This is a genomic window from Escherichia sp. WS1152 (assembly GCF_046487665.1).
Lineage (GTDB): Bacteria > Pseudomonadota > Gammaproteobacteria > Enterobacterales > Enterobacteriaceae > Escherichia > Escherichia coli.
In genome coordinates this window covers 216,097-242,114 of record NZ_JBJQJA010000006.1, presented here as the reverse complement: position 1 = coordinate 242,114, position 26,018 = coordinate 216,097, and the positions used below count along the sequence as shown (strand labels likewise).

General features: G+C 50.9%; 24 protein-coding genes and 3 tRNA genes. 12 read left to right on the top strand and 15 right to left on the bottom strand.

The window, feature by feature from the left end; all coding sequences use genetic code 11:
* The gene (gene amiC / locus ACJHW7_RS12345) at positions 1–1,254 is read left to right on the top strand and encodes an N-acetylmuramoyl-L-alanine amidase AmiC (protein ID WP_000016907.1); all 1,254 of its coding nucleotides are present in this window, start codon (positions 1–3) and stop codon (positions 1,252–1,254) included.
* Between the two features lie 74 nt (positions 1,255–1,328).
* Here the strand turns inward: amiC and ACJHW7_RS12340 are convergent.
* The 3 genes from ACJHW7_RS12340 to ACJHW7_RS12330 all read right to left on the bottom strand — a co-directional run bounded on the left by ACJHW7_RS12340 (position 1,329) and on the right by ACJHW7_RS12330 (position 1,625).
* Positions 1,329–1,405, bottom strand: a tRNA-Met gene (locus ACJHW7_RS12340).
* Positions 1,406–1,438: 33 nt separating this feature from the next.
* A tRNA-Met gene (locus ACJHW7_RS12335) sits at positions 1,439–1,515 on the bottom strand.
* Positions 1,516–1,548: 33 nt separating this feature from the next.
* A tRNA-Met gene (locus tag ACJHW7_RS12330) sits at positions 1,549–1,625 on the bottom strand.
* A 208-nt stretch (positions 1,626–1,833) separates the two neighbouring features.
* Between ACJHW7_RS12330 and mltA the strand changes: the two genes are divergently transcribed.
* On the top strand, positions 1,834–2,931 hold the full coding sequence (gene mltA, locus ACJHW7_RS12325) for a murein transglycosylase A (RefSeq protein WP_000678646.1): 1,098 nt from the start codon (positions 1,834–1,836) through the stop codon (positions 2,929–2,931).
* A gap of 238 nt (positions 2,932–3,169) precedes the next feature.
* Entirely contained in the window at positions 3,170–3,976 is an 807-nt protein-coding gene (gene tcdA, locus ACJHW7_RS12320) for a tRNA cyclic N6-threonylcarbamoyladenosine(37) synthase TcdA (RefSeq protein ID WP_000117728.1), read from the top strand.
* 50 nt (positions 3,977–4,026) lie between these two features.
* Here tcdA and csdE read toward each other — a convergent pair whose 3' ends face one another.
* Positions 4,027–4,470 (bottom strand): cysteine desulfurase sulfur acceptor subunit CsdE, encoded by a 444-nt coding sequence (gene csdE, locus ACJHW7_RS12315; RefSeq protein WP_000184251.1) that lies wholly within the window; start codon positions 4,468–4,470, stop codon positions 4,027–4,029.
* Positions 4,470–5,675, bottom strand: coding sequence for a cysteine desulfurase CsdA (csdA, locus tag ACJHW7_RS12310; RefSeq protein ID WP_001307370.1), 1,206 nt, complete (start codon positions 5,673–5,675; stop codon positions 4,470–4,472). The genes csdE and csdA overlap by 1 nt, the downstream gene beginning before the upstream one ends.
* Before the next feature lie 191 nt (positions 5,676–5,866).
* Between csdA and ACJHW7_RS12305 the strand changes: the two genes are divergently transcribed.
* The 4 genes from ACJHW7_RS12305 (at position 5,867) to rlmM (ending at position 8,869) form a co-directional block, all read left to right on the top strand.
* Positions 5,867–6,094: a YgdI/YgdR family lipoprotein gene (locus ACJHW7_RS12305; protein ID WP_000750398.1), complete on the top strand. Its 228-nt coding sequence runs from the start codon at positions 5,867–5,869 to the stop codon at positions 6,092–6,094.
* A 350-nt stretch (positions 6,095–6,444) separates the two neighbouring features.
* Complete coding sequence (gene gcvA, locus ACJHW7_RS12300) at positions 6,445–7,362, top strand: glycine cleavage system transcriptional regulator GcvA (protein ID WP_000044401.1); 918 nt, start codon at positions 6,445–6,447, stop codon at positions 7,360–7,362.
* Positions 7,363–7,380: 18 nt separating this feature from the next.
* Positions 7,381–7,776 carry a DUF423 domain-containing protein gene (locus tag ACJHW7_RS12295; RefSeq protein WP_000203905.1) on the top strand — a complete coding sequence of 132 codons (396 nt, stop codon included), beginning with the start codon at positions 7,381–7,383 and terminating at the stop codon, positions 7,774–7,776.
* Positions 7,769–8,869, top strand: a complete 1,101-nt coding sequence (gene rlmM, locus ACJHW7_RS12290; protein WP_001045520.1) for a 23S rRNA (cytidine(2498)-2'-O)-methyltransferase RlmM — start codon at positions 7,769–7,771, stop codon at positions 8,867–8,869. The genes ACJHW7_RS12295 and rlmM overlap by 8 nt, the downstream gene beginning before the upstream one ends.
* Positions 8,870–8,912: 43 nt before the next feature.
* On the opposite strand, the gene fucR is transcribed toward rlmM, so the two are convergent.
* From fucR to fucP, 5 genes are all read right to left on the bottom strand, one after another.
* Positions 8,913–9,644, bottom strand: coding sequence for an L-fucose operon activator (fucR, locus tag ACJHW7_RS12285; RefSeq protein WP_000642344.1), 732 nt, complete (start codon positions 9,642–9,644; stop codon positions 8,913–8,915).
* Between the two features lie 57 nt (positions 9,645–9,701).
* The gene (gene fucU, locus ACJHW7_RS12280; protein ID WP_000920840.1) at positions 9,702–10,124 is read right to left on the bottom strand and encodes an L-fucose mutarotase; all 423 of its coding nucleotides are present in this window, start codon (positions 10,122–10,124) and stop codon (positions 9,702–9,704) included.
* Between the two features lies 1 nt (position 10,125).
* Positions 10,126–11,544, bottom strand: a complete 1,419-nt coding sequence (gene fucK / locus ACJHW7_RS12275; protein WP_000808376.1) for an L-fuculokinase — start codon at positions 11,542–11,544, stop codon at positions 10,126–10,128.
* Positions 11,545–11,652: 108 nt separating this feature from the next.
* On the bottom strand, positions 11,653–13,428 hold the full coding sequence (fucI, locus tag ACJHW7_RS12270; protein ID WP_000724150.1) for an L-fucose isomerase: 1,776 nt from the start codon (positions 13,426–13,428) through the stop codon (positions 11,653–11,655).
* A gap of 32 nt (positions 13,429–13,460) precedes the next feature.
* Positions 13,461–14,777 carry an L-fucose:H+ symporter permease gene (gene fucP / locus ACJHW7_RS12265; protein WP_000528603.1) on the bottom strand — a complete coding sequence of 439 codons (1,317 nt, stop codon included), beginning with the start codon at positions 14,775–14,777 and terminating at the stop codon, positions 13,461–13,463.
* Positions 14,778–15,323: 546 nt separating this feature from the next.
* Between fucP and fucA the strand changes: the two genes are divergently transcribed.
* Together fucA and fucO are read left to right on the top strand one after the other, a co-directional pair.
* Positions 15,324–15,971 carry an L-fuculose-phosphate aldolase gene (gene fucA / locus ACJHW7_RS12260; protein ID WP_000440782.1) on the top strand — a complete coding sequence of 216 codons (648 nt, stop codon included), beginning with the start codon at positions 15,324–15,326 and terminating at the stop codon, positions 15,969–15,971.
* A gap of 27 nt (positions 15,972–15,998) precedes the next feature.
* On the top strand, positions 15,999–17,147 hold the full coding sequence (fucO, locus tag ACJHW7_RS12255) for a lactaldehyde reductase (RefSeq protein WP_000013588.1): 1,149 nt from the start codon (positions 15,999–16,001) through the stop codon (positions 17,145–17,147).
* 54 nt (positions 17,148–17,201) lie between these two features.
* Here fucO and xni read toward each other — a convergent pair whose 3' ends face one another.
* The 5 genes from xni to queF form a co-directional block, all read right to left on the bottom strand.
* Positions 17,202–17,957 carry a flap endonuclease Xni gene (xni, locus tag ACJHW7_RS12250; RefSeq protein ID WP_000268232.1) on the bottom strand — a complete coding sequence of 252 codons (756 nt, stop codon included), beginning with the start codon at positions 17,955–17,957 and terminating at the stop codon, positions 17,202–17,204.
* Positions 17,958–18,068: 111 nt separating this feature from the next.
* A complete protein-coding gene (gene sdaB / locus ACJHW7_RS12245; RefSeq protein ID WP_000626410.1) occupies positions 18,069–19,436 on the bottom strand; it encodes an L-serine ammonia-lyase II in 1,368 nt (455 codons plus the stop codon).
* Between the two features lie 57 nt (positions 19,437–19,493).
* A complete protein-coding gene (gene sdaC, locus ACJHW7_RS12240; RefSeq protein ID WP_000450476.1) occupies positions 19,494–20,783 on the bottom strand; it encodes an HAAAP family serine/threonine permease SdaC in 1,290 nt (429 codons plus the stop codon).
* 556 nt (positions 20,784–21,339) lie between these two features.
* On the bottom strand, positions 21,340–22,704 hold the full coding sequence (ppnN, locus tag ACJHW7_RS12235; RefSeq protein WP_000627995.1) for a nucleotide 5'-monophosphate nucleosidase PpnN: 1,365 nt from the start codon (positions 22,702–22,704) through the stop codon (positions 21,340–21,342).
* A gap of 111 nt (positions 22,705–22,815) precedes the next feature.
* Complete coding sequence (gene queF, locus ACJHW7_RS12230) at positions 22,816–23,664, bottom strand: NADPH-dependent 7-cyano-7-deazaguanine reductase QueF (protein WP_000100430.1); 849 nt, start codon at positions 23,662–23,664, stop codon at positions 22,816–22,818.
* A 67-nt stretch (positions 23,665–23,731) separates the two neighbouring features.
* Between queF and syd the strand changes: the two genes are divergently transcribed.
* The 3 genes from syd (at position 23,732) to truC (ending at position 26,010) form a co-directional block, all read left to right on the top strand.
* Positions 23,732–24,277, top strand: coding sequence for a SecY-interacting protein (syd, locus tag ACJHW7_RS12225; RefSeq protein WP_000342431.1), 546 nt, complete (start codon positions 23,732–23,734; stop codon positions 24,275–24,277).
* A gap of 621 nt (positions 24,278–24,898) precedes the next feature.
* Positions 24,899–25,228 carry a YqcC family protein gene (locus ACJHW7_RS12220; RefSeq protein ID WP_000206990.1) on the top strand — a complete coding sequence of 110 codons (330 nt, stop codon included), beginning with the start codon at positions 24,899–24,901 and terminating at the stop codon, positions 25,226–25,228.
* Positions 25,228–26,010 (top strand): tRNA pseudouridine(65) synthase TruC, encoded by a 783-nt coding sequence (gene truC / locus ACJHW7_RS12215; RefSeq protein ID WP_000890008.1) that lies wholly within the window; start codon positions 25,228–25,230, stop codon positions 26,008–26,010. Before ACJHW7_RS12220 ends, truC begins: the two co-directional genes overlap by 1 nt.
* Positions 26,011–26,018: the final 8 nt, after the last annotated feature.

The window sequence follows — 26,018 nt, the reverse complement described above, 5'->3', positions numbered from 1 at the left end:
ATGTCAGGATCCAACACTGCAATCAGCCGTCGTCGTTTACTGCAAGGCGCGGGCGCTATGTGGCTATTGAGCGTAAGTCAGGTCAGCCTGGCTGCGGTTAGCCAGGTCGTGGCGGTGCGCGTCTGGCCTGCGTCCAGCTACACCCGCGTGACGGTAGAATCAAATCGTCAGCTGAAATATAAGCAGTTCGCGTTGAGTAACCCGGAACGCGTGGTGGTGGATATCGAAGATGTAAACCTGAACTCGGTACTCAAGGGGATGGCGGCACAAATTCGTGCAGACGACCCGTTCATCAAGTCGGCGCGCGTCGGGCAATTTGACCCGCAGACCGTACGGATGGTTTTTGAATTAAAGCAAAACGTAAAACCGCAGCTGTTTGCCCTTGCGCCGGTCGCCGGGTTTAAAGAGCGTCTGGTGATGGACCTCTATCCGGCCAATGCACAGGATATGCAGGACCCGCTGCTGGCGCTGCTGGAGGATTACAACAAAGGCGACCTCGAAAAGCAGGTGCCGCCAGCACAAAGTGGTCCACAACCGGGTAAAGCAGGGCGCGATCGTCCTATTGTTATTATGCTTGACCCTGGCCACGGCGGCGAAGACTCCGGTGCGGTGGGGAAATACAAAACGCGCGAAAAAGACGTGGTATTGCAAATAGCTCGCCGTCTGCGCTCTCTGATCGAGAAAGAGGGCAATATGAAGGTGTACATGACGCGCAATGAAGACATCTTCATTCCGTTGCAAGTGCGCGTAGCAAAAGCCCAGAAACAGCGTGCCGACCTGTTTGTCTCTATCCATGCCGACGCCTTTACCAGTCGCCAGCCGAGCGGTTCCTCAGTGTTTGCGCTCTCAACCAAAGGCGCAACCAGTACTGCGGCAAAATATCTGGCACAGACCCAGAACGCCTCGGACTTGATTGGTGGCGTGAGCAAAAGCGGTGACCGCTATGTCGACCACACCATGTTCGATATGGTGCAGTCGCTGACCATTGCCGACAGCCTTAAGTTTGGTAAAGCGGTGCTGAATAAGCTCGGTAAAATCAACAAGCTGCATAAAAATCAGGTTGAACAGGCCGGGTTTGCCGTGCTGAAAGCGCCTGATATTCCCTCCATTCTGGTCGAAACGGCGTTTATCAGTAACGTTGAGGAAGAGCGTAAACTGAAAACGGCGACTTTCCAGCAGGAAGTTGCGGAGTCTATTCTTGCGGGAATTAAAGCGTATTTTGCCGATGGGGCGACGCTGGCGAGAAGGGGATGATAAAAAGGCGCTGAATGGCGCTTTTTTTATGGGAGAGCAGAAACAAAAAAACACCCGTTAGGGTGTTCAATAATTGGTTGCGGGGGCCGGATTTGAACCGACGACCTTCGGGTTATGAGCCCGACGAGCTACCAGGCTGCTCCACCCCGCGTCACCGTATTGCTTTTACTTCATCAAATTTGATTGGTTGCGGGGGCCGGATTTGAACCGACGACCTTCGGGTTATGAGCCCGACGAGCTACCAGGCTGCTCCACCCCGCGTCACCGTACTGCTTTACTTCATCAAATTTTAATTGGTTGCGGGGGCCGGATTTGAACCGACGACCTTCGGGTTATGAGCCCGACGAGCTACCAGGCTGCTCCACCCCGCGTCCGTGGATGCGCACTATACTCCGCTCGCGTTTTCATGCAACCTTTTTTTTACCCCGATCACGGATTTGGCATGATTTTGAACAAAAACAAATCACTAAAGCCTATTTTTTGTGCAAAATTTGCGTCAGGGAGAGGCTGCTCATTTCATTAAACGCGGCGGTTTGTTATCTTCGTTGCGCCTTATTTTTTAACCTGAAGAAGAGAACAATGAAAGGACGTTGGGTAAAGTACCTTCTTATGGGCACGGTTGTGGCAATGCTTGCCGCCTGCTCTTCCAAACCAACCGATCGCGGACAGCAATATAAAGACGGGAAATTTACCCAGCCTTTCTCTCTGGTGAACCAGCCAGATGCCGTTGGCGCGCCGATTAACGCCGGTGATTTTGCCGAGCAAATTAACCATATCCGTAATTCGTCACCGCGTCTGTATGGCAACCAGAGTAATGTTTATAACGCGGTGCAAGAGTGGCTGCGCGCAGGCGGTGATACCCGCAATATGCGCCAGTTCGGCATTGATGCCTGGCAGATGGAAGGTGCCGACAACTATGGTAACGTGCAGTTTACAGGCTATTACACGCCGGTAATTCAGGCACGCCATACCCGCCAGGGCGAGTTCCAGTATCCTATTTACCGTATGCCGCCAAAACGTGGTCGTCTGCCGTCTCGTGCGGAGATCTACGCGGGGGCATTGAGTGATAAATATATTCTCGCTTACAGTAACTCCCTGATGGATAACTTCATTATGGATGTGCAGGGTAGTGGGTATATCGACTTTGGTGATGGCAGTCCGCTTAACTTTTTCAGCTATGCAGGGAAAAACGGTCATGCCTATCGCAGCATTGGTAAGGTGCTGATCGACCGTGGCGAAGTGAAAAAAGAAGATATGTCGATGCAAGCGATTCGTCACTGGGGCGAAACACACAGTGAAGCCGAGGTTCGCGAGCTGCTGGAACAGAACCCGTCTTTCGTTTTCTTTAAACCGCAATCTTTTGCACCGGTGAAAGGGGCAAGTGCGGTGCCGCTGGTTGGCCGTGCTTCTGTTGCCTCTGATCGTTCCATTATTCCGCCAGGTACAACCTTGCTGGCAGAAGTGCCGCTGCTGGATAATAACGGCAAATTTAACGGTCAGTACGAATTGCGTCTGATGGTGGCACTGGATGTCGGTGGCGCAATCAAAGGCCAACACTTCGATATCTATCAAGGGATCGGGCCGGAAGCCGGACACCGCGCAGGTTGGTACAACCACTATGGACGTGTCTGGGTGCTGAAAACGGCTCCGGGCGCAGGTAACGTCTTTAGCGGCTGATGTGATATTCTGTATGCCGTTTTTACGGATATGACAGGGTGAGGGATAACCTCACATCCTGATTATTGACTAAGTGCGCGTTGTTCATGCCGGATGCGGCGTGAACGCCTTATCCAGCCTACAAATCATGCAAATCCAAAATATTGCAGGAGTTATGTAGGCCTGATAAGCGTAGCGCATCAGGCATTTATGCGTTTAGGGTGAGGGATAACCTCGCCCTTTTTAATTCTGAGGTGCTATGTCTGTGGTAATTAGTGATGCATGGCGTCAGCGTTTTGGTGGCACAGCGCGTCTGTATGGTGAAAAAGCGTTGCAACTGTTTGCTGACGCGCATATTTGTGTGGTTGGTATCGGTGGTGTCGGTTCCTGGGCGGCGGAAGCGCTGGCGCGCACGGGGATTGGCGCAATCACGCTTATCGATATGGATGATGTGTGCGTCACCAATACCAATCGGCAAATTCACGCTCTGCGCGATAACGTCGGGCTGGCAAAAGCGGAAGTCATGGCGGAGCGTATTCGCCAGATTAACCCGGAGTGCCGTGTAACGGTGGTGGATGATTTCGTGACGCCGGATAACGTAGCGCAGTATATGAGCGTGGGTTATTCGTACGTGATTGATGCCATTGATAGTGTACGGCCCAAAGCGGCGCTGATTGCTTATTGTCGGCGCAATAAAATCCCGCTGGTCACGACCGGTGGCGCGGGTGGGCAGATTGACCCGACGCAGATTCAGGTTACCGATCTGGCGAAAACGATTCAGGATCCGCTGGCGGCGAAGTTGCGCGAGCGCCTGAAAAGCGATTTTGGCGTAGTGAAAAACAGTAAAGGTAAGCTCGGCGTCGATTGCGTGTTTTCTACTGAAGCGCTGGTGTACCCGCAGTCAGACGGTACTGTGTGTGCGATGAAAGCCACGGCAGAAGGGCCGAAGCGGATGGATTGTGCATCTGGATTTGGCGCGGCAACGATGGTGACCGCCACCTTTGGGTTTGTTGCGGTTTCTCATGCGCTGAAGAAGATGATGGCGAAAGCGGCGCGTCAGGGTTAAACAATCAGGTCGGATGCGACGCGAACGTCTTATCCGACCTGGTTCTGTGCTTAAACCTGCTTCGCCGCAGCGATAATCGCCTCGCTTAACGCATTCAACCCCTGGCTGCGTGAGGCGCTAAGCTGTGCACGCAATCCCAGCTCATCAAACAATGCCAGCGGCGACTGTGCCTGCAATTCGGCGGCGGTTTTCCCCTCAACGGCAGTCAACAACACCGCCAACAGGCCGCGCACAATGCGCCCTTCGCTATCGCCAAAGAAGTGCATTTTACCGTTTTCAGTCACGGTATATCCCAGCCAGACGCGGTTTTCGCATCCGGCAATCTCTTTAGCCTGCGCTTTTAACTCGTCTGGCAAAGCCGGAAGCTGTTTCCCCAGCATGATCAACTGGCGATATTTATCTTCCCATTGCGACAACGGAGCGAAGGTATTGCGTAACGTTTCTGCGGTTACGGTTGTGCCGAACGGATGTCCGGCGAATTGCGGGTTTGTCATTAATCCACCAATAATTCCAGCGCGCGGTCAACGGCATTCACCAGCGCATCCACATCACTCTTTGTATTATATGGCGCAAATGAGGCGCGCAGTGTGCCGGTTACGCCTAATTCTGCCAGTAGCGGCTGAGCGCAATGTTGCCCGGCCCGCAAGGCAATACCGTACTCCGCCAGCAGCGTCACCATATCGCTATGATGAACGCCAGCAAAATCAAAGGCCAGCAGGCTGGAATCCTGGCAGCGGAATGAACGAAAGCCTGGACGTTTCGCCAGCGCATCTTCCGCCAGCGTTGCTAAGCTACGGCTCCAGCTTTCGGCCTGGTTGATATCGTAATCTGCCAGCCATTCCAGCGCCGCGCTTAATCCTATGACACCAGCGACATTTGGCGTTCCAGCTTCCAGTTTCCACGGCGCAGATTGAGTCGTGAAGCCGTCAAAACTCACTTCGTGAACCATTTTGCCGCCGCCCAGCCAGGGCGACATCGCCTCCAGCAGTTCTGATTTACCATACAGCACGCCGATACCTGTCGGGCCATACAGTTTGTGACCTGAAAAAGCATAGAAATCAATATCCAGTTGCTGAACATCCGCGGGGAAATGCACTGCCCCCTGAGCACCATCAACCATCACCACCATCCCGGCTGAATGAGCAAAGGTAATCGCTCGCGCCAGATCCGGGCAACCGCCAGTAACGTTCGACATCTGACCCAACGCCAGAATCCGACTACGGGGAGTAATCAGTTCTGGCAACAAATCGACATCCGGCAGTCGCTGCGCATTAAGCGGCAATTTCACCACTTTGGCTCCAGTTTGTTGGGCGACCATCAGCCAGGGGACGAGGTTAGCGTGGTGTTCTGCCACGCTGACAATAATCTCATCGCCCGGTTGCAGACGCGGACGCGCATAGCATTGTGCCACCATGTTGATGGATTCAGTGGTGCCGCGCGTCCAGACGATAGTTTTATCATCCGGTGCATTCAGTAATTGCGCCACTTTCTCTCGTGCAGCTTCATAACGCGCGGTCAGGCGTTGGGCTTCGGCAAACTGGCTGCGATGGACGTTTCCGGCGCTCAGGCTGTAAAACTGTCGAGTGGCTTCAACCACGGCTTCAGGTTTAAGCGCGGTCGCGGCGCTATCGAGATAGACGCCCGCATCCTGTAGTGCGGGAAACTGGGCGCGAAACTGCGCGGGATTAAAAACGTTCATGGTACTCCTCGGCTTGATGCACCGATCGTGACGCAAAATTCACTTTGATACAAGGAGAGTGCTAACCATCAGAATTATCTGGATATCCTGGCGAAGCCGCGTAAGTAACATATGCTGAATAGTGTTAGGCGTTAATTTTAGCCTGTTAATCAATACTATTAAGATTTATTAATCGCTTTAAGGAGAAGATGATGAAAAAGACTGCCGCAATTATTTCTGCCTGTATGCTGACTTTTGCCCTGAGCGCCTGTTCCGGTTCGAACTATGTGATGCACACCAATGACGGACGTACCATCGTCTCTGACGGCAAACCACAGACTGATAACGATACCGGTATGATTTCGTATAAAGACGCTAATGGCAACAAACAGCAGATCAACCGTACTGACGTGAAAGAGATGGTCGAACTGGATCAGTAATTCGCGATCGCAAGGTAAAAAAAAGCACCGCAATTAGGCGGTGCTACATTAATCACTATGGACAGACAGGGTAAATGTACAGGAAGTGAAAAAAGGTAGCTTTGCTACCATGGTCTGAATCGCAGACCAATTGCAAACACAACAACACAACATCACAACCGTAAGCCAAAAGTTCACCAGAACACGCATTCCGATAAAACTTTTCGTTCCGGCTCAGGAAGTGCCGCCACTATAGGTATTTGCTGGTAGAAGCTCAACGGACAATTTATAATGGCTCAGATTAAAAAAACTAATAGGTTACATAGTGTGATCTAATTGTTAAATTCATTTAACATCAAAGTTTAAAAGCCATGTCTAAACGATTACCACCGCTAAATGCCTTACGAGTTTTTGATGCCGCAGCACGCCATTTAAGTTTCACTCGCGCAGCAGAAGAGCTTTTTGTGACCCAGGCCGCAGTAAGTCATCAAATCAAGTCTCTTGAGGATTTTTTGGGGCTAAAACTGTTCCGCCGCCGTAATCGTTCACTCCTGCTGACCGAGGAAGGGCAAAGCTATTTCCTCGATATCAAAGAGATATTTTCGCAATTAACCGAAGCGACGCGTAAACTCCAGGCCCGTAGCGCCAAGGGGGCGTTGACGGTCAGTTTACTCCCCAGTTTCGCCATTCATTGGTTGGTTCCGCGACTTTCCAGCTTTAATTCAGCTTATCCGGGAATTGACGTTCGAATCCAGGCGGTTGATCGTCAGGAAGATAAGCTGGCGGATGATGTTGATGTGGCGATATTTTATGGTCGGGGCAACTGGCCGGGGCTACGGGTGGAAAAACTTTACGCCGAATATTTATTGCCGGTGTGTTCGCCGCTACTGCTGACTGGCGAAAAACCCTTGAAGACCCCGGAAGATCTGGCTAAACATACGTTATTACATGATGCGTCACGCCGTGACTGGCAGACATATACCCGACAATTGGGGTTAAATCATATCAACGTTCAGCAAGGGCCAATTTTTAGCCATAGCGCCATGGTGCTGCAAGCGGCTATTCACGGGCAGGGAGTGGCGCTGGCAAATAACGTGATGGCGCAATCTGAAATCGAGGCCGGACGTCTTGTTTGCCCGTTTAATGATGTTCTGGTCAGTAAAAACGCTTTTTATCTGGTTTGTCATGACAGCCAGGCAGAACTGGGTAAAATAGCCGCCTTTCGTCAATGGATCCTGGCGAAAGCTGCTGCTGAACAAGAAAAATTCCGCTTTCGTTATGAACAATAATTTACGTAGGGTACGACCATGACCAGCCGTTTTATGCTGATTTTCGCCGCCATTAGCGGCTTCATTTTTGTGGCTCTGGGCGCTTTTGGCGCGCATGTGTTAAGTAAAACCATGGGGGCCGTTGAGATGGGCTGGATCCAGACCGGCCTCGAATACCAGGCGTTTCATACGCTGGCGATCTTAGGTCTGGCGGTGGCAATGCAGCGTCGCATCAGTATCTGGTTTTACTGGAGTAGCGTTTTCCTCGCGTTAGGCACGGTGTTGTTCAGCGGCAGCCTTTATTGCCTGGCGCTGTCCCATCTGCGTTTGTGGGCGTTTGTCACTCCGGTTGGCGGCGTGAGCTTCCTCGCGGGCTGGGCGTTAATGTTAGTTGGTGCTATCCGTTTAAAGCGCAAGGGCGTAAGTCATGAATAAGGTTGTATTGCTGTGCCGTCCGGGCTTTGAAAAAGAGTGCGCCGCAGAAATTACCGATAAAGCCGGCCAGCGGGAAATTTTCGGTTTTGCCCGCGTGAAAGAGAATGCGGGTTATGTCATTTATGAATGTTATCAACCTGATGATGGCGATAAGTTAATCCGTGAGCTGCCGTTCAGTTCATTAATTTTTGCCCGCCAGTGGTTTGTGGTGGGGGAACTCCTGCAGCATTTGCCGCCAGAAGATCGTATTACCCCCATTGTCGGCATGTTACAGGGCGTAGTAGAGAAGGGCGGTGAACTGCGTGTTGAAGTTGCCGATACCAACGAAAGCAAAGAGTTACTGAAATTCTGCCGTAAATTTACTGTTCCGCTACGCGCTGCCTTGCGCGATGCCGGGGTGCTGGCGAACTATGAAACGCCGAAGCGTCCGGTTGTGCATGTATTCTTTATTGCACCAGGCTGCTGCTATACCGGTTACTCATACAGCAACAATAATTCGCCGTTCTATATGGGCATTCCGCGCCTGAAATTTCCGGCAGATGCGCCGAGTCGTTCCACGCTCAAACTGGAAGAGGCATTTCATGTGTTTATTCCTGCGGATGAGTGGGATGAACGCCTGGCGAACGGGATGTGGGCGGTGGATTTAGGCGCTTGCCCTGGCGGCTGGACCTACCAACTGGTGAAGCGCAACATGTGGGTTTATTCCGTCGACAACGGCCCGATGGCGCAAAGTCTGATGGATACCGGACAGGTGACGTGGCTGCGGGAAGACGGTTTCAAATTCCGTCCGACGCGCAGCAATATCTCCTGGATGGTATGCGATATGGTTGAAAAACCGGCGAAAGTTGCGGCATTGATGGCGCAGTGGCTGGTTAATGGCTGGTGCCGTGAAACCATTTTCAACCTCAAACTGCCGATGAAAAAACGCTACGAAGAAGTGTCACACAATCTGGCGTATATTCAGGCACAGCTTGATGAACATGGCATAAATGCTCAGATTCAGGCGCGGCAGTTGTATCACGATCGCGAAGAAGTGACGGTGCACGTCCGCCGCATCTGGGCTGCGGTGGGTGGTCGTCGCGACGAGCGATAACAGGCAAGGCCGGGGCGTCGTCTCCGGCCTGCTACCCTTTCCGTCAGGCTGTTACCAAAGAAGTTGCAACCTGGCGCTCATCAGAAATAATGTGCGTTACCTCATCCAGATGCCCGATGCGGGCTTCCCCTGAACGATTAAATTTACTTTTATCAATCAATAACAACGATTGCGCGGCACGTTTTAATAGCATCGATTTGTAATCAGCGTTGATCGCATTGGAGTCCCACAGTGCGCCGCTGCTATCGATCCCTTCACAAGAAAAAATAAACAGATCGATTTCCAGCGATTTAAGTTGGGAAATCAGCGAGGGATTGACGTAACAGCCATATTTGCGCTCAAGTGTGCCGCCGGAACTGATCAGTTGAATGCGTTCGCGTTTACCGAGTTCATGGCAAATCGGATGGCTATTGGTGAAGACCTGAATGTTGATGTCAGGCAACTGGCGTGCCAGATACCAGCAAGTTGAACTGGCGTCTAAGGCTATCACCATCCCTTCTTCAATCCACGCGAGCGCCTCGCGCGCGATATCTGCTTTATGCGCATAATGGCTTTTCAGCCTGATGTGAAAGGGATCGCCACTGTCTTGATTTTGACGGTGGATATATTTAGCGCGTCCATGATTGCGCAGAATTTTACCCTGCGTCTGTAATTCATTGAGATCGCGACGAATGGTTTCTTTACTGACCTTTAGCTGTTCAGAGAGAGCTTCCGTGGTCAGGCTGGTATGGTTCAGCAGCAGGTCGACTATCGCTTGCTGGCGTGCCGCTTTCATATTTTTCACCCCATCATTCGATAACCGCCCGCGTCATGCGGGCGTACCGGTATGAGATTACGGTGTTACCCCTTTTTTTAAAAGAATATTCCCGTACTTCGCTCGTTCGCCTGTGATAACGATCGCAAAGGCTTTTTGCGCCCGTTCATAAAACGCAAAACGATTGATGCGGATGATGTCAGGACACGGGGCTTGTAGTGAAAGCGCATTACGGTAACGTCGTTCTACTTCAGGATCGAGAGTGTCACCTTCTACCGCCGCCATCATCACCAGCGGCGGTGCATAACTGTCCAGTTCAAATAACGGGATAATCGCCTGGAGCAAGTCGCTCACCAACAGGCCATCAGCGCGGATCACCTGCGGTCCCATCGAATGGGCGGGAAAGTGAGCATCGGAAAAAATAATTTCATCTCCATGTCCCATCTCTGCCAGCACTTTCAATAGTTCGGGAGAAATTAACGGCGAAATTGTTTTCAGCATTTCACACTTCCTCTATAAATTCAGGTTCAGTTTGCGGGTAGAAATAACGGTACTGATAATGAATCTGTGCGCGGGCTTCTTCCGGGCTGTTAAATTCCCCTACGCCATACCAACCGAACAGCGCAGCTCCTGCGACGGTCGTTTCGGCGTCGTCGAGAACTTTTACCGGAATATCAAGCATATTGGCTTTAATCTGATTCCACAATGTGTTGCGACTTCCTCCACCGACTAACAATAATTCAGAGGCCTTAAAGTGCCCGATTTTTTCCAGCATCTGTAGATTGCGCTGTAATTGCGCAGTTAACCCTTCCAGCGCCGCGCGATAGAAATGCCCCCGCGTGGTATTAAGCGTCACTCCTTGCCAGCCAGCGTTCTGACACGACAATAAATCACACTGCATTTTCACGCCATCCGCGCCAGGCGCGATCAGACGAGCCTCTTCAATCAACATTTGCCAGGGTGTTTCAGCCGTCCAGAACAGTTTTCTCACCCATTCCAGCACGCCGGATGCCAGCCATTGCATACCTGGGTTATACAGCCCTGCCTGGCTATCCAGTTCGCAGGTGGAACCGGCGTACTGACTTAACAGCGAAGTATCAACCTGGGCGCTACGGACCATTAAAATTTCCCATGTACCGGAAGAGAGCACGGGTTCATTTTGGTCGGCACCAGCGCCAAAAAGGGCGAACTGGGTATCGTGACCTGCGGAAATCACCGGTATGCCAACGGGTAAGCCGAGCATTGCTGCGGCGCTGTTCTGTAGCGTACCAATCTGTTCACCCGCTTCCACCAGACGAGGGAAGAGTCGGCGTGGAATACCGGTGGCTTGTAAAATTTGCGGACTGAAATCGCGTTGCTGGATATCCAGCATCTGGCTGGTTCCGGCCATCGTGATATCAGTAGTGAATTCGCCGGTTAAACGGTGGTTAATCAGCGACGAAATAAAGAGCCAGGCGTGCGCGCGTTCCAGCAGTTGTGGATGATTTTCTTTCAACCACACCAACTTATATAACGTATTGAAACTAAAGGCTCCGACGCCAGAAATAGCCTGCAACCGCTGTGCGGAGATCAACTGTTCAATATTGTCCATAACCGCTGCTGTTCGCGGACATTTCCAGCTAATGATCGGATAGAGCAGATTGCCTTGCTTATCTACCAGAGCGCCATCCACACCAAAGGTGGTGACGGCGATACCGCGGATGTGGCATTCAGTCAGTTCACTATTGATTTGCCGACAGCAATCAGCAAAGCGTTGCAAAATGGCGTCTAAAGACCACTGGTGCCAGGTGTTGTTTTCCATCGCGATATCGCTGGCATTAGGCGTTGAGGCGCGGGCAACAATTTTTCCCTGCCGATTAACCGCGATGGCCCTGACATTGGTCGCGCCACAGTCGAGTACCAGGATAACTTCTTGTTTCATAATCGCTCCTGCAATATAGCCGGATAACATTGCTTATCCGGCTAACCACTCTTGCTTGTTCAGGCCCGGTAGCCGGAGCGACCGGGCATCACATCAGGGAGTAATGTATTAACGCTTGTACAACGGGCCGTAGTTCTGGCAAGCGCGGTAATCCTGGCCTTCAATATCCATGCCGTGCGCAGCCCAGGCAGAAGGACGATACACTTTGGTCTCTTCAACGTTGTGCATACATACCGGGATACGCAGCATGGAGGCGAGAGTGATAAAGTCAGCGCCAACGTGGCCGATGGTCAGAACCCCATGGTTAGCGCCCCAGTTCGCCATTACCGAGTACACATCCGTAAACGGCCCTTTACCGGTGAGGCGCGGTGCAAACCAGGTGGTTGGCCAGGTTGAGTTGGTGCGTTTGTTGAGGATGTCATGCACATCCTTCGGCAATTCCACGCTCCAGCCTTCCGCGATTTGCAGTACCGGTCCCAGGCCTTTGATGATGTTGACACGAGTCATGGTGAACGGGACGCCGCCTTCGGTAAGGAAGCGGGAAGAGTAACCGCCGCCACGGAAGTATTCGTGGATCGCCGGGCACCATTCGGTAGCGGCGAGGCAAGCGTCAGCCTCTTTCTGAGAGATTTCCCAGTGCGGCTTCATCGTCGGGTTACCTTCGCTGTCGCGTTGTTTACAGGAACCGTCCAGCGCAGCAGAACCGGAGTTGATCAAATGGATGATGCCGTGTTCTGCCAGTCCATCGAGTTTATGCCCCGTTACACGCTCAATTGCTTCTGGTGACCAGTAGGTACGCACATCGGCAAATACCTGAGCGGTGCCGGTGAGCTGGTGACCCATTAGCATTGCCACGCCGTTAAGACTGTCGTTTTCGGTCGCCACGACAAAGGGTTCGCGCACGCCATTCCAGTCAAATGAACTGTTAAGGATCGCTTCGGCGGTGTCACCATTGGGATATTGATCGGTCCAGTGACGTTGCCCCTGGAAGCCCGCAGCGATGGCGTTGTAGCCAAGTGATTCTTCCACGCGACCAATATCGGCCAGTTTGCTGTTGCCTTGCATCATGTCGCGGATACACATCGCCATCAGTAAACTTTCGCGCAGAACTGCGCGGCTTTGCTCGGCATTGCGTTGATACTGTTTGTTATTTTCATCTTCGCCATAGCGGAAGTTTTTATCAGCCCAGGCCAGTGCCATTTCCAGTTCGGCTTCGTCGTAAATCTTCTGATCGATACGGCGACGCAGTTCGGTCATATCCACCGCCTGGACTTTCATTCCCAGCCAGGATTCAAAGAAGTTGTGATCAACAATGGAACCGGCGATACCCATCGAAACGCCGCCCAGCGACAGATAGCTTTTACCTTTCATGCTGGCGACGGCCAAACCGGCGCGGGCAAAGCGCAGCAGTTTTTCTTCAACATCGGCAGGAATCGATGTGTCATCGGCATCCTGAACGTCATGACCGTAAATGGAGAATGCCGGGATGCCTTTCTGGCTGTGAGCTGCCAGAGCCGCTGCCAGGTAAACAGCGCCGGGACGTTCAGTGCCGTTAAAGCCCCAAATGGCTTTCGGGCGGGTTGGATCCATGTCGATGGTTTCACTGCCATAGCACCAGCAAGGCGTTACCGTAATGGTGAGGCCTACATTCTGACTGCTGAATTTTTCTTCGCAAGCAGCGGCTTCAGCCATACCCGCGATACAGGTATCGGAAATGACACACTCGACGGCAGCTCCGCAGGCATGGCGCAGTTTCTCGGTCAGCAGTGCGGCCGTAGCTTTCGCCATATTCATTGTTTGTTCTTCAAGCGACTCACGAACACCCATGCGACGACCGTCAATAACCGGGCGGATACCAATTTTCGGTAAGCTGATTTTTTTCATTACAGATTCCTCACTTTATTCGGAAAATATGTTCAGTTAGTTGCCGTTTGAGAGCGGAAACGGGCAAAGATAAAGATGACCGCGAAGCAGAGTGCGGGGATCAGTTCAGCAGTGGGGATGTTGCCCGCCGCGTCACTGACAAAACCCATGACCGGAGTGACAATACCGCCGCCAATGATGGTCATAACGATGAAGGACGAACCGTATTTAGTGTCCTGGCCGAGATTCTTAATGCCCAGCGAGAAGATTGTTGGGTACTGAATCGACATAAAGGCGCTGCATAAAGTCAGGGCTATTAAGCCCACATGACCGCCAGCGAAGGCTGAGATCAGGCACAGTGCCATAGCGATTAATGCGTAGGCGGCCAGGACTTTGTGTGGTGCGAAGCGACTGATGAGCCAGGTACCGGTGAAACGACCAATAAAGAAGCACACCATGGTTCCGGTTAAATAGTTAGCGGCAAAGCCTGCAGTCATACCTGGAATTTCTTCTACAGCGTAGCGAATCAAATAGCTCCAGCAGGCCGTTTGTGCGCCAACGTAGCAGAATTGCGCTAATACTGCCCAGCGCCAGTGGCGAATACGCGCCAGGCGAGAAAGCGATGCGGAGAACGATCCTTGTTTGGCGTCACTGTGATTATCACTCTGCAATGCCGGGAATTTCGTCAGCATGATCAGCAGGGCGACCAGTAACACGATAGCCACGATGATCATATAAGGTGTCTGTACCGATAATACCAGGCTGTGTTTATACGCACTCAATTGCTCTGGAGACATTTTATCGAGAACGTCTTGCGATTGATGTGGCACGTTAGACAAAATAAGACTTTGCCCAAAGACAACCGCGATAATTGCGCCAAACGAGTTAAATGTTTGCGCAAGATTTAAGCGGAAGTGACCACTGCTTTCTGGCCCTAATACCGTAACAAAAGGGTTTGCGGCAGTTTCCAGACAACCTAATCCGGCTGCAATAATAAATAGGCCAACTAAAAATAAGGTGTAGTTCATTATTTCTGCAGCGGGCCAGAATAATGCAGCGCCCAAGGCATATAAAAATAATCCGGTAATAATCCCTGCTTTATAACTGAGTTTTTTCATCAATATCCCAGCAGGGATTGGGATAATGAAATAACCAAAGTAAAAGGCCGATTGGATCAGGCCAGCCTGGAAATTTGTCAGCGTAAAAGCCTGCTGGAATTGAGGTAATAAAATGTCGTTAAGGTTATTGGCTACCGCCCAAAGAAAAAACAGTGAGCACAGCAGCGCGAATGGAATAATGTAACTTCTGCTTTGCCCTGCATCTTTATCTACCGCACGGTAACTCTGCGTTTGTATTGATGTGTTTCCCATAGCATCCTCTTAGGTTCAGAAGCTTAAGCACGTAATCGGTTATGTTTTCAAAAGTGCAAAACCAGCGAGTTCGGGCTTCATATCAGTGAATATTTGCCTGTCTGAAATGAACTCATGGATTCATTTTCAAATAAAAAACGCTCTGTAATATGACGGCGGTCACACTTATTAGCTGGAAGGTGACTTTATGTGACTACCATCACTTTAATAATCGAAATTTCATGCCCGTTTCAGAAAATAAATCATAAAAAACACAAACCAGATGACCGTATTAATTGTTTATGCCGAAAACGGGCATTCCTGGCTTGAGTGAATAGAAAAATGACCGTTTTGATAAATATTTTTAAGAGCGGTCATTTTTAATGGGGTTATAAAAAGAGAACTTGCAGTTATTTACTGTGATTAGTTGAACCAGGTCACAAAATATAAGCTTGTGAATTTCTTTCTGGTTAATCAGGAAGAAGATGGTGGGTAATTAAACGGCTAATTCAATAGTGTGAAAGGAACAACATTATTGCCCTGTTTTGAATCAGAGAGAGGTAGCTAATGGAACGAAATAAACTTGCTCGTCAGATTATTGACACTTGCCTGGAAATGACCCGCCTGGGACTGAACCAGGGGACAGCGGGGAACGTCAGTGTACGTTATCAGGATGGGATGCTGATTACGCCTACAGGCATTCCATATGAAAAACTGACGGAGTCGCATATTGTCTTTATTGATGGCAACGGTAAACATGAGGAAGGAAAGCTCCCCTCAAGCGAATGGCGTTTCCATATGGCGGCCTATCAAAGCAGACCGGATGCCAACGCGGTTGTTCACAATCATGCCGTTCATTGCACGGCAGTTTCCATTCTTAACCGATCGATCCCCGCTATTCACTACATGATTGCGGCGGCTGGCGGTAATTCTATTCCTTGCGCGCCTTATGCGACCTTTGGAACACGTGAACTTTCTGAACATGTTGCGCAGGCTCTCAAAAATCGTAAGGCAACTTTGTTACAACATCATGGGCTTATCGCTTGTGAGGTGAATCTGGAAAAAGCGTTATGGCTGGCGCATGAAGTTGAAGTGCTGGCGCAACTTTACCTGACGACCCTGGCGATTACGGACCCGGTGCCAGTGCTGAGCGATGAAGAGATTGCCGTAGTGCTGGAGAAATTCAAAACCTATGGGTTACGGATTGAAGAGTAATTTCGTAAAGCAACAAGGAGAAGGATGATGGCTAACAGAATGATTCTGAACGAAACGGCATGGTTTGGTCGGGGTGCTGTTGGGGCTTTAACCGATGAGGTGAAACGCCGTGGTTATCAGAAGGCGCTGATCGTCACCGATAAAACGCTGGTGCAATGCGGCGTGGTGGCGAAAGTGACCGATAAGATGGATGCTGCAGGGCTGGCATGGGCGATTTACGACGGCGTAGTGCCCAACCCAACAATTACTGTCGTCAAAGAAGGGCTCGGTGTATTCCAGAATAGCGGCGCGGATTACCTGATCGCTATTGGTGGTGGTTCTCCACAGGATACCTGTAAAGCGATTGGCATTATCAGCAACAACCCGGAGTTTGCCGATGTGCGTAGCCTGGAAGGACTTTCCCCGACCAATAAACCTAGTGTACCGATTCTGGCAATCCCCACCACAGCAGGCACTGCGGCAGAAGTGACCATTAACTACGTGATCACTGACGAAGAAAAACGGCGCAAGTTTGTTTGCGTTGATCCGCATGATATCCCGCAGGTGGCGTTTATTGACGCTGACATGATGGATGGTATGCCTCCAGCGCTGAAAGCTGCGACGGGTGTCGATGCGCTCACTCATGCTATTGAGGGGTATATTACCCGTGGCGCGTGGGCGCTAACCGATGCACTGCACATTAAAGCGATTGAAATCATTGCTGGGGCGCTGCGAGGATCGGTTGCTGGTGATAAGGATGCCGGAGAAGAAATGGCGCTCGGGCAGTATGTTGCGGGTATGGGCTTCTCGAATGTTGGGTTAGGGTTGGTGCATGGTATGGCGCATCCACTGGGCGCGTTTTACAACACTCCACACGGTGTTGCGAACGCCATCCTGTTACCGCATGTCATGCGCTATAACGCTGACTTTACCGGTGAGAAGTACCGCGATATCGCGCGCGTTATGGGCGTGAAAGTGGAAGGTATGAGCCTGGAAGAGGCGCGTAATGCCGCTGTTGAAGCGGTGTTTGCTCTCAACCGTGATGTCGGTATTCCGCCACATTTGCGTGATGTTGGTGTACGCAAGGAAGACATTCCGGCACTGGCGCAGGCGGCACTGGATGATGTTTGTACCGGTGGCAACCCGCGTGAAGCAACGCTTGAGGATATTGTAGAGCTTTACCATACCGCCTGGTAAATGCGCTGATGTGATAATGCCGGATACGACGTTTGCGGCGTATCCGGCTCGCCGTTACCGTACCAACCGCAATTGCTGTAAATTGCCGTCGATATGCAAATCGGTTTGTAAGCGGGCAATATCGCGGCACAGAAACGCCATCTCTTTATGGGTTTCTAATTTTTTGCGCCACTTTTCGGCAACCGCATCCAGATTCTCATATATTCCTTCCAGACTCTGAAACTCGACCAGCAGCTGCGTGGCGCTTTTTGGTCCGATTCCCGCAACACCCGGTACCTTTGAACTGCTGATCCCCGCAAGTCCCCAGTAATCGGGCAACTGCTGCGGTTGAACGCCAAATTCTTTATCGATAAATGGCGCATCCAGCCAACGTTTCTGGAAGTAATCACGAATACGTAATGTCGGTGAAAGTAACTGACAGTAGCCTTTATCTGTCGAAACAATCGTTGCCTGATGCCCGGCCTGTGTCACTTTGACCGCCAGCGTGGCGGCTAAGTCATCGGCTTCGTTGCCGCTGGTTGACCAGCACGGGACGCCGCGTTGCTCAAAGGCGGCGCGTAATGCAGGCATCTCGTCGTGCAACTCTTCCGGCATTGGCGGTCGACCCGCTTTGTAATCTGGTAAACGCTGATGACGCCAGCCGCTACTGCGGTTTTCATCATCAAAAACGGCGACCGCGTGGGTTGGCTGGCTGTGCATAATGAGCTGATCGAGCGCATGCTGGCAGGTTTCGACACAGGGCGATCCCTGAACGGCATGAATGCGACGAATAAGATTCAGTGCATCGACAATAAGCAAATGAACAGCCACGATAACCCCCTTAAAGATCAGGCGATAAGGGTAACATTCGATGCCGGAACAGGCTACGGCTGGATGAGAAATCGGGAAGAGGCCTCGCAAAACGAGGCCTCTGGAGAGCGATTAATCGCAGGCAACGATCTTCATTGCCAGGCCGCCGCGAGAGGTTTCGCGGTACTTGGCGTTCATATCTTTACCTGTTTCGTACATGGTTTCGATAACTTTATCGAGGCAGACGCGCGGCTCGCTGGTACGGCGTAGCGCCATACGTGCGGCGTTCACCGCTTTTACTGCCGCAATGGCGTTACGCTCGATGCATGGCACCTGGACCTGTCCGGCGACCGGGTCACACGTCAGACCGAGGTTGTGCTCCATGGCGATTTCCGCCGCGATGCACACCTGCGCCGGGCTTGCACCTAACAGTTCTGCCAGACCAGCCGCCGCCATTGAGCACGCCACACCAACTTCACCCTGGCAGCCGACTTCAGCACCAGAAATTGACGCGTTCATCTTATAAAGAGAACCAATGGCACTGGCTACCAGCAGGTAACGAGCCAGTGAGTTAGCGTTCACTTCGCGGATAAACTTATCGTAGTACGCCAGCACAGCCGGGATAATCCCGCACGCACCGTTAGTCGGCGCAGTCACCACGCGACCGCCAGCGGCGTTCTCTTCGTTCACTGCCAGTGCAAACATGTTGATCCAGTCAACAACCGCCATCGGGTCAGTGGTGGTTTTATCCTGGCTGACCAGCATCCGGCGTAGTGCCGCAGCACGGCGTGGTACGCGCAGTTTGCCAGGCAACACGCCTTCGGTAGAAATACCGCGCTCAATACCGCCGCGCATGACTTCCCAGACGTTCGCCAGGTGCTGTTCCAGCTCTTCTTTGCTGTGCAGCGCCAGCTCGTTTTTCATCATCAGGCCAGAGAGTGACAGCCCGGTTTCCTGACAATGTTTTTGCAGATCGGCTGCTGAACTGTACGGATAAGGAACTTCAACCGGTGCGCTATTCTGCTGGCCAAAATGCTCTTCATCAACGATAAAGCCACCGCCAATAGAGTAGTAAGTCTGGCTGTAAACGACTTTATCGCCCGCCAGCGCGGTAATGCGCATACCGTTTTCATGCAGAGAAAGGTTGTCTGCATGGAAGTTCATGCACTGATCAACCGGGAACTCCACTTCATGCTGACCGTTTGCCAGCATCAGGCGACCATGAGTATTCACATCCTGAATAAAACCAGGGATGGAATCGATATCCACGGTATCCGGCAGGTTACCCGCCAGGCCCATAATAATGGCGATATCAGTGTGGTGGCCTTTACCGGTCAGAGAGAGCGAGCCGTACACGTCAACCACCACGCGGGTCACGTCTTTAAGCAGATTACGGGCAATCAGATCGTCGGTAAATTGTTTACCCGCTTTCATTGGTCCAACGGTATGAGAACTGGAAGGGCCAATGCCGATTTTGAAAATATCGAATACGCTAATCATAGGAAATACATCGCGTTAAAACGGAGGAAGCGCCGCCCGAAAGCGGCGCGAAAGGACTTAGCTGAACAGAGAGTAGAAGATTGCGGAGATTGCAATCAGACCCATCACGACAACGAATACGTTGCTGATGTGACCGCTGTACTTACGCATTGCCGGTACTTTCTGAATTGCGTACATCGGCATCAGGAACAGGATCATCGCGATGATTGGGCCGCCCAGGGTTTCAATCATACCCAGGATGCTCGGGTTCAGGGTGGCAACAATCCAGGTCGTTACCAGCATGAACAGCGCAGTGATACGGTTCAGCTTGTTGATTTCGATAGACTTACCTTTACCACGCAGAGATTTAATCACCATACCGTTGAAGCCTTCACGTGCGCCCAGGTAGTGGCCGAGGAAGGATTTGGTGATAGCGATAATCGCGATAATCGGAGCCATCCACGCGATAACCGGTGCGTTAAAGTGGTTAGCCAGGTAAGACAGAATCGAGATGTTCTGCTCTTTAGCCGCAGCCAGGTCTGCCGGAGTCAGGCTCAGTACGCAGCTGAAGACGAAGAACATTACGGTCAGCACCATCATGATGTGTGCGAATGCCAGGATCTTCGAGCATTTCTGTTCTGCCATATCGCCGTACTCTTCACGCTTCGCAACGGCGAAAGAAGAGATGATCGGAGAGTGGTTGAACGAGAACACCATTACCGGAATTGCCAGCCACAGGGTCATCCACAGACCGTTTCCGGTTGCAGATGCAGTGTCCAGAGACAGCGTTTCCAGTGCTGCGCCGTTCCACTGCGGGATGAGGTACAGAGCCAGCAGCATCAGTACGCCAACAAACGGGAATACCAGAATACTCATCGCTTTAACGATCATCTGCTCACCGAAGCGAACGATGGTCATCATACCCACGATCAGGATCAGCGACAGAATCGCACGCGGCGGTGGCGTCATACCCAGCTGGTGAGACATGAAGCTTTCAACTGTATTGGTGATTGCCACGCTATAAACCAGCAGGATCGGGTAGATAGCGAAGAAGTAGAGCAGGGTAATCAGTTTACCTGCGCCAATACCAAAGTGTTCTTCTACAACCTCGGTGATGTCTTCGCCCGGGTTTTTACCAGACAGTACGAAGCGAGTCAGGCCGCGGTGAGCAAAAAACGTCATCGGGAACGCAAGGATAGCCATGATGATCAGCGGGATCATACCGCCAACACCGGCGTTGATTGGCAGGAACAGCACGCCCGCGCCGATTGCCGTGCCGTAAAGGCCCAGCATCCACATGGTGTCTGTCTTGCGCCAGGCACTACGAGAGTCTTTCGACGCAATCGTGCTGGTTTGAGTCGTTTCCATCTATTTCTCCTGGAGGAATGCAAATAATTCAGCTTTTAGCCAGTTCAGCCCGGGAAGGTGCCTGACCGTAAAAATGAAATCTGTCTATCGGCGATGGCTTAATCATTTACCGCCGTAATAATTTGAGGGCGGAAAGATACACACAAGTTATGTATCTATCAGTGATCTTGATCTCAAATACAATAATCTACTTGGAAGATAGATTATCCCAACGCTTTACTCTGTAAATCAAAAGTAAAAGAGAATTTAAGGGCAATATTTGCCCATTAAACGACATCTGACTTCTTCCGGGGCGCGCAATATATGTAGGTTGAACTGAAAAAATCAATACTTTTAGTTAATCATGGCGATAATTTCTTTTTCATAGCGATAAAATACGGTTTATGAAAATAGGGAAACGTTTGCGTTGCAACATAAATTGTATGACATATTAACTGTGATGATATTTGTCGCGTGAGGGTGGTAAGAAACATTCATATAACAAATGAAATGAGTTGATGAGTAAGTGACCAAAAACGAGAAAACCCGGCAACAAACGTCACCGGGGGAGCGGAGATTACGTGCAGATTTCGTAGCAAGGGATGTAGGCTGAGCCTGGCAACTTCATACGATGCTGGGCAACAAAACCCTGTAGCAGGTCGTCCATACGACGCATAATCTCTTTATCGCCGTTGATTTTGTAAGGACCAAACTCTTCAATGGCGCGAATACCGACTTCTTTTACGTTACCCGCCACAATACCGGAGAACGCACGGCGCAGGTCGGCAGCCAGCACTTCAACAGGTTGATCCGGGTAAAGCTTCAGATTAGCCATATTCTCGTGAGACGGCTCAAACGGCATTTGCAAATCTGGTGCAATGCGCATTGACCAGTTAAAGCTGTAAGCGTCACCAGTGTCGCGGCGATTTTCTTTCACCAGCGGCATCGATTTTTTCATCTGACGAGCGACTTCAGCGGCGTCATCAATGATGATGCGGTAATGGCGGCGCGCGTTTTCGCCCAGCGTATGTACGACAAACTCGTCCAGTACGCGGAAGTAGTCGGCGCTCTCTTTCGGGCCGGTGAGGATCAATGGTAAAACCTGATCTTTGTTGGCCGGGTTCATTAAAATTCCCAGCAAATACAGCAACTCTTCTGCCGTACCCACACCTCCAGGGAAGATAATGATGCCGTGAGCGATACGGACAAACGCTTCCAGACGTTTTTCGATATCCGGCATGATGATCAATTCGTTGACCAGCGGGTTAGGCGGTTCAGCGGCGATAATCGACGGCTCTGTCATACCAATAAAACGACTGTCTTTGTAACGCTGCTGCGCGTGTCCGACCGCAGCACCTTTCATCGGCGCTTCCATCGCTCCCGGACCACAGCCGGTGCAGATATTCAGCTCACGCAGGCCCAGCTGGTTTCCGACGCGACGGGCATACAAATACTCATTTTCGTTAATTGAGTGACCGCCCCAGCAGACCACCATATTTGGCGCTTCACCCACATGCAGCGCGCGAGCGTTACGCAAGATGGAAAAGACCAGGTTAGTGATGTGGACGGAGTTGTCGAGATTCAGGTTGGGAAAACGAACGGTATTATGGATTTGCCCGTAAACGAAGAGAATGTCTCGCAGAACCGCGAACAAGTTGGCCTGCAAAGCGCGAATAATTCGCCCATCGACAAAAGCCTCTTCCGGGGGATTAATCAGTTCCAGCTTTACGCCGCGTTCACGGCGCAGGACGTTAATATCGAAATTTTCAAAACGAGACAGCAATTCTTTGCTGTTATCGGTCAAACTACCGGAGTTCAGTACGGCAAGTGAACAGTTGCGAAACAGTTGATAGAGGTCGCTGCTGGCGGTGCGTTTAAGCATATCCACTTCCAGCTGCGACAACATATCCATGGAGCCAAGCGGGCTAATATGTGTAATCAAGAAAAACTCCTTATGGGACGAATATCGTCATTCCCTTTGATTACAATAGCCCTGCCTGATGACCTTTCACAACCTTCTGCGTGAATCCAGCACGCAAAATTGAGAAAAAATTTATTGCCGAACCAGTCTTGTGGTCGATGGGACAAAATCGCTATTACTGCGCCACGGGTTAATGTCCAGACCGCCACGACGGGTATAACGTGCGTAAACGCTTAATTTCTCTGGCTGGCAGAAGCGTAACAGGTCATTAAAGATGCGTTCCACGCACTGTTCGTGGAACTCGTTGTGATGACGGAATGAGACCAGGTAACGCAGCAGTTTTTCTCTGTCAATTTGGCGTCCACGATACTGAATTTGGATCGAACCCCAATCTGGTTGATGGGTGATCAGGCAGTTTGATTTCAGCAGGTGGCTGACAAGCGTCTCTTCCACTACTTTTTCACCGCTGGTGGCATTCTCCAGATAGTCAGTAGTGAATTCATAGTTATCGATAGTGATATCCTGGTCATCAATGCAGGTGCCATTGAAATGACCTATCGGCTGGCCTTCCAGTTCATCAAGACGATATAACGCCACGCTAACCTTACCCTGGGCGCAAGTGCTTAAGTCGCGCTCCAGCGTCTGGCGCACCTCATCCCAGTTATTAAAACGCGTCTGGTTAAAACTGTTGAGATAGAGCTTAAAACTCTTCGACTCAATCAGATTTACGCTGGTGTAATCAAGTTCAACATGACCGACAGCGACCTGCGGCAAACCTTTCGCATTCAGCCAGGAAAGTTCATACAGCGTCCAGATATCCGTACCGTGAAAAGGCAGGTTATCCGCTTTCAGACCCAGCGGGTCGCGATTCAGGCTGCGTGGAACGCCTTGCAGTAGGCTGGCGTCATAGGTATCCCGGTAATCGGTTGATTTTCCAAGAGTCAGGCCCGCAAGTGCCTGATGGTTTGCATAAGAAGACATGTTTCACCGTCATAAACCAGATAAACTAAACGACAAGTGTATCTGGTTTAAGTGAAGAGAGAAATTAGTGGACGATTTGACCGCACAAGCCCTGAAAGATTTTACTGCACGCTACTGCGATGCGTGGCATGAAGAGCATAAAAGCTGGCCGTTAAGTGAGGAACTGTACGGTGTTCCTTCACCGTGCATTATTTCAACTACCGAAGATGCCGTATACTGGCAACCCCAGCCGTTTACCGGGGAACAAAATGTAAACGCGGTTGAACGCGCTTTTGATATTGTGATACAACCCACAATTCATACCTTTTATACGACTCAGTTTGCCGGGGATATGCACGCGCAGTTTGGCGATATCAAACTGACATTGCTGCAAACCTGGAGTGAAGACGACTTCCGTCGGGTGCAGGAAAATCTGATTGGTCATCTGGTGACTCAGAAAAGGCTAAAACTGCCGCCCACGCTATTTATCGCGACGCTGGAAGAAGAGTTAGAGGTCATCTCGGTGTGTAATCTCTCCGGTGAAGTGTGCAAAGAGACGCTGGGAACACGTAAACGGACGCATTTAGCCTCAAATCTTGCGGAATTCCTTAATCAACTTAAGCCTCTTCTGTAATCCAAATACCCCATCTGGTTGTGAGAGATCTCTTACAGACTCTGTAGGAGATCGCCAGGAAATAAGCGAATACTTAAAAAGATAAGAATCGTTATTTTCATTTAAAATCAAAATGTTGATTGTTAATTCTTAACTTTCATATGAAATTTTCCTTAAGGCATTGTCTGTAAGCGCCTTGTAAGACTTCGCGAAAAAGACGATTCTATCTTCGTCGACAGGGAGTCAGACAACGAAGTGAACATCAGGATGATGACACTTCTGCAGGACACACCAGGATGGTGTTTCAGGGAAAGGCTTCTGGATGAAGCGAAGAGGATGACGCAGGACGCGTTAAAGGACACCTCCAGGATGGAGAATGAGAACCGGTCAGGATGATTCGGTGGGTCAGGAAGGCCAGGGACACTTCAGGATGAAGTATCACATCGGGGTGGTGTGAGCAGGAAGCAATAGTTCAGGATGAACGATTGGCCGCAAGGCCAGAGGAAAAGTTGTCAAGGATGAGCAGGGAGCAACAAAAGTAGCTGGAATGCTGCGAAACGAACCGGGAGCGCTGTGAATACAGTGCTCCCTTTTTTTATTCCTGCTATCCTTCGCGGCAGTTTTTCTTATTGAGGTTGCTTTATGACCACTCATGACCGCGTTCGTCTCCAGTTGCAGGCGCTTGAAGCGTTACTGCGTGAACATCAGCACTGGCGAAACGATGAACCCCAGCCGCATCAATTTAATAGTACCCAACCGTTCTTTATGGACACCATGGAACCACTGGAGTGGTTGCAGTGGGTGCTGATCCCGCGAATGCACGATTTGTTAGATAACAAACAGCCGTTACCGGGCGCTTTTGCCGTTGCACCCTATTATGAAATGGCGCTGGCGACGGACCATCCGCAACGCGCGCTTATTCTGGCTGAGCTGGAAAAACTGGATGCTCTTTTTGCGGATGATGCGAGCTAATGCTGGAAATACTCTATCAGGATGAATGGCTGGTTGCGGTAAATAAACCCTCCGGCTGGCTGGTTCACCGCAGCTGGCTGGATCGCGACGAGAAAGTAGTGGTCATGCAAACCGTGCGTGATCAGATTGGCCAGCACGTTTTTACCGCTCATCGTCTGGACCGACCCACTTCTGGTGTGTTGTTGATGGGATTATCCAGCGAGGCCGGACGGCTGCTGGCACAACAGTTTGAACAGCACCAAATCCAGAAACGTTACCATGCGATTGTGCGCGGCTGGTTGATGGAAGAAGCAGTTCTGGATTATCCACTGGTGGAAGAACTGGACAAAATCGCTGATAAATTTGCCCGCGAAGATAAAGGCTCGCAGCCAGCAGTGACGCATTATCGCGGTCTGGCGACCGTAGAAATGCCGGTAGCGACCGGACGTTACCCGACCACGCGCTACGGCCTGGTGGAACTGGAGCCGAAAACCGGACGCAAACATCAGCTTCGCCGACATCTTGCCCATTTGCGTCATCCGATTATTGGCGATAGCAAACATGGCGATTTACGCCAGAATCGCAGCGGTGCTGAGCATTTTGGCCTCCAGCGGTTAATGCTACATGCCAGTCAGTTGTCATTGACGCATCCTTTTACTGGCGAGCCGCTGACTATTCACGCGGGCCTGGACGACACCTGGATGCAGGCGTTATCACAATTTGGCTGGCGCGGTCTGCTTCCTGAAAATGAAAGGGTTGAGTTCAGTGCGCCATCGGGTCAGGATGGAGAGATAAGTTCCTAATCCAGGGA

Excerpts from the sequence above, each read along its gene's own strand:
- gcvA (WP_000044401.1), top strand. The coding sequence starts at position 6,445 with ATGTCTAAACGATTACCACCGCTAAATGCCTTACGAGTTTTTGATGCC.
- tcdA (WP_000117728.1), top strand. The coding sequence starts at position 3,170 with ATGTCTGTGGTAATTAGTGATGCATGGCGTCAGCGTTTTGGTGGCACA.
- amiC (WP_000016907.1), top strand. The coding sequence starts at position 1 with ATGTCAGGATCCAACACTGCAATCAGCCGTCGTCGTTTACTGCAAGGC.
- mltA (WP_000678646.1), top strand. The coding sequence starts at position 1,834 with ATGAAAGGACGTTGGGTAAAGTACCTTCTTATGGGCACGGTTGTGGCA.
- ACJHW7_RS12220 (WP_000206990.1), top strand. The coding sequence starts at position 24,899 with ATGACCACTCATGACCGCGTTCGTCTCCAGTTGCAGGCGCTTGAAGCG.
- csdE (WP_000184251.1), bottom strand. The coding sequence starts at position 4,470 with ATGACAAACCCGCAATTCGCCGGACATCCGTTCGGCACAACCGTAACC.
- sdaB (WP_000626410.1), bottom strand. The coding sequence starts at position 19,436 with ATGATTAGCGTATTCGATATTTTCAAAATCGGCATTGGCCCTTCCAGT.
- fucP (WP_000528603.1), bottom strand. The coding sequence starts at position 14,777 with ATGGGAAACACATCAATACAAACGCAGAGTTACCGTGCGGTAGATAAA.
- truC (WP_000890008.1), top strand. The coding sequence starts at position 25,228 with ATGCTGGAAATACTCTATCAGGATGAATGGCTGGTTGCGGTAAATAAA.
- ACJHW7_RS12305 (WP_000750398.1), top strand. The coding sequence starts at position 5,867 with ATGAAAAAGACTGCCGCAATTATTTCTGCCTGTATGCTGACTTTTGCC.
- fucK (WP_000808376.1), bottom strand. The coding sequence starts at position 11,544 with ATGAAACAAGAAGTTATCCTGGTACTCGACTGTGGCGCGACCAATGTC.
- fucU (WP_000920840.1), bottom strand. The coding sequence starts at position 10,124 with ATGCTGAAAACAATTTCGCCGTTAATTTCTCCCGAACTATTGAAAGTG.
- queF (WP_000100430.1), bottom strand. The coding sequence starts at position 23,664 with ATGTCTTCTTATGCAAACCATCAGGCACTTGCGGGCCTGACTCTTGGA.
- fucI (WP_000724150.1), bottom strand. The coding sequence starts at position 13,428 with ATGAAAAAAATCAGCTTACCGAAAATTGGTATCCGCCCGGTTATTGAC.
- rlmM (WP_001045520.1), top strand. The coding sequence starts at position 7,769 with ATGAATAAGGTTGTATTGCTGTGCCGTCCGGGCTTTGAAAAAGAGTGC.
- fucA (WP_000440782.1), top strand. The coding sequence starts at position 15,324 with ATGGAACGAAATAAACTTGCTCGTCAGATTATTGACACTTGCCTGGAA.
- csdA (WP_001307370.1), bottom strand. The coding sequence starts at position 5,675 with ATGAACGTTTTTAATCCCGCGCAGTTTCGCGCCCAGTTTCCCGCACTA.
- fucO (WP_000013588.1), top strand. The coding sequence starts at position 15,999 with ATGGCTAACAGAATGATTCTGAACGAAACGGCATGGTTTGGTCGGGGT.
- sdaC (WP_000450476.1), bottom strand. The coding sequence starts at position 20,783 with ATGGAAACGACTCAAACCAGCACGATTGCGTCGAAAGACTCTCGTAGT.
- fucR (WP_000642344.1), bottom strand. The coding sequence starts at position 9,644 with ATGAAAGCGGCACGCCAGCAAGCGATAGTCGACCTGCTGCTGAACCAT.
- ACJHW7_RS12295 (WP_000203905.1), top strand. The coding sequence starts at position 7,381 with ATGACCAGCCGTTTTATGCTGATTTTCGCCGCCATTAGCGGCTTCATT.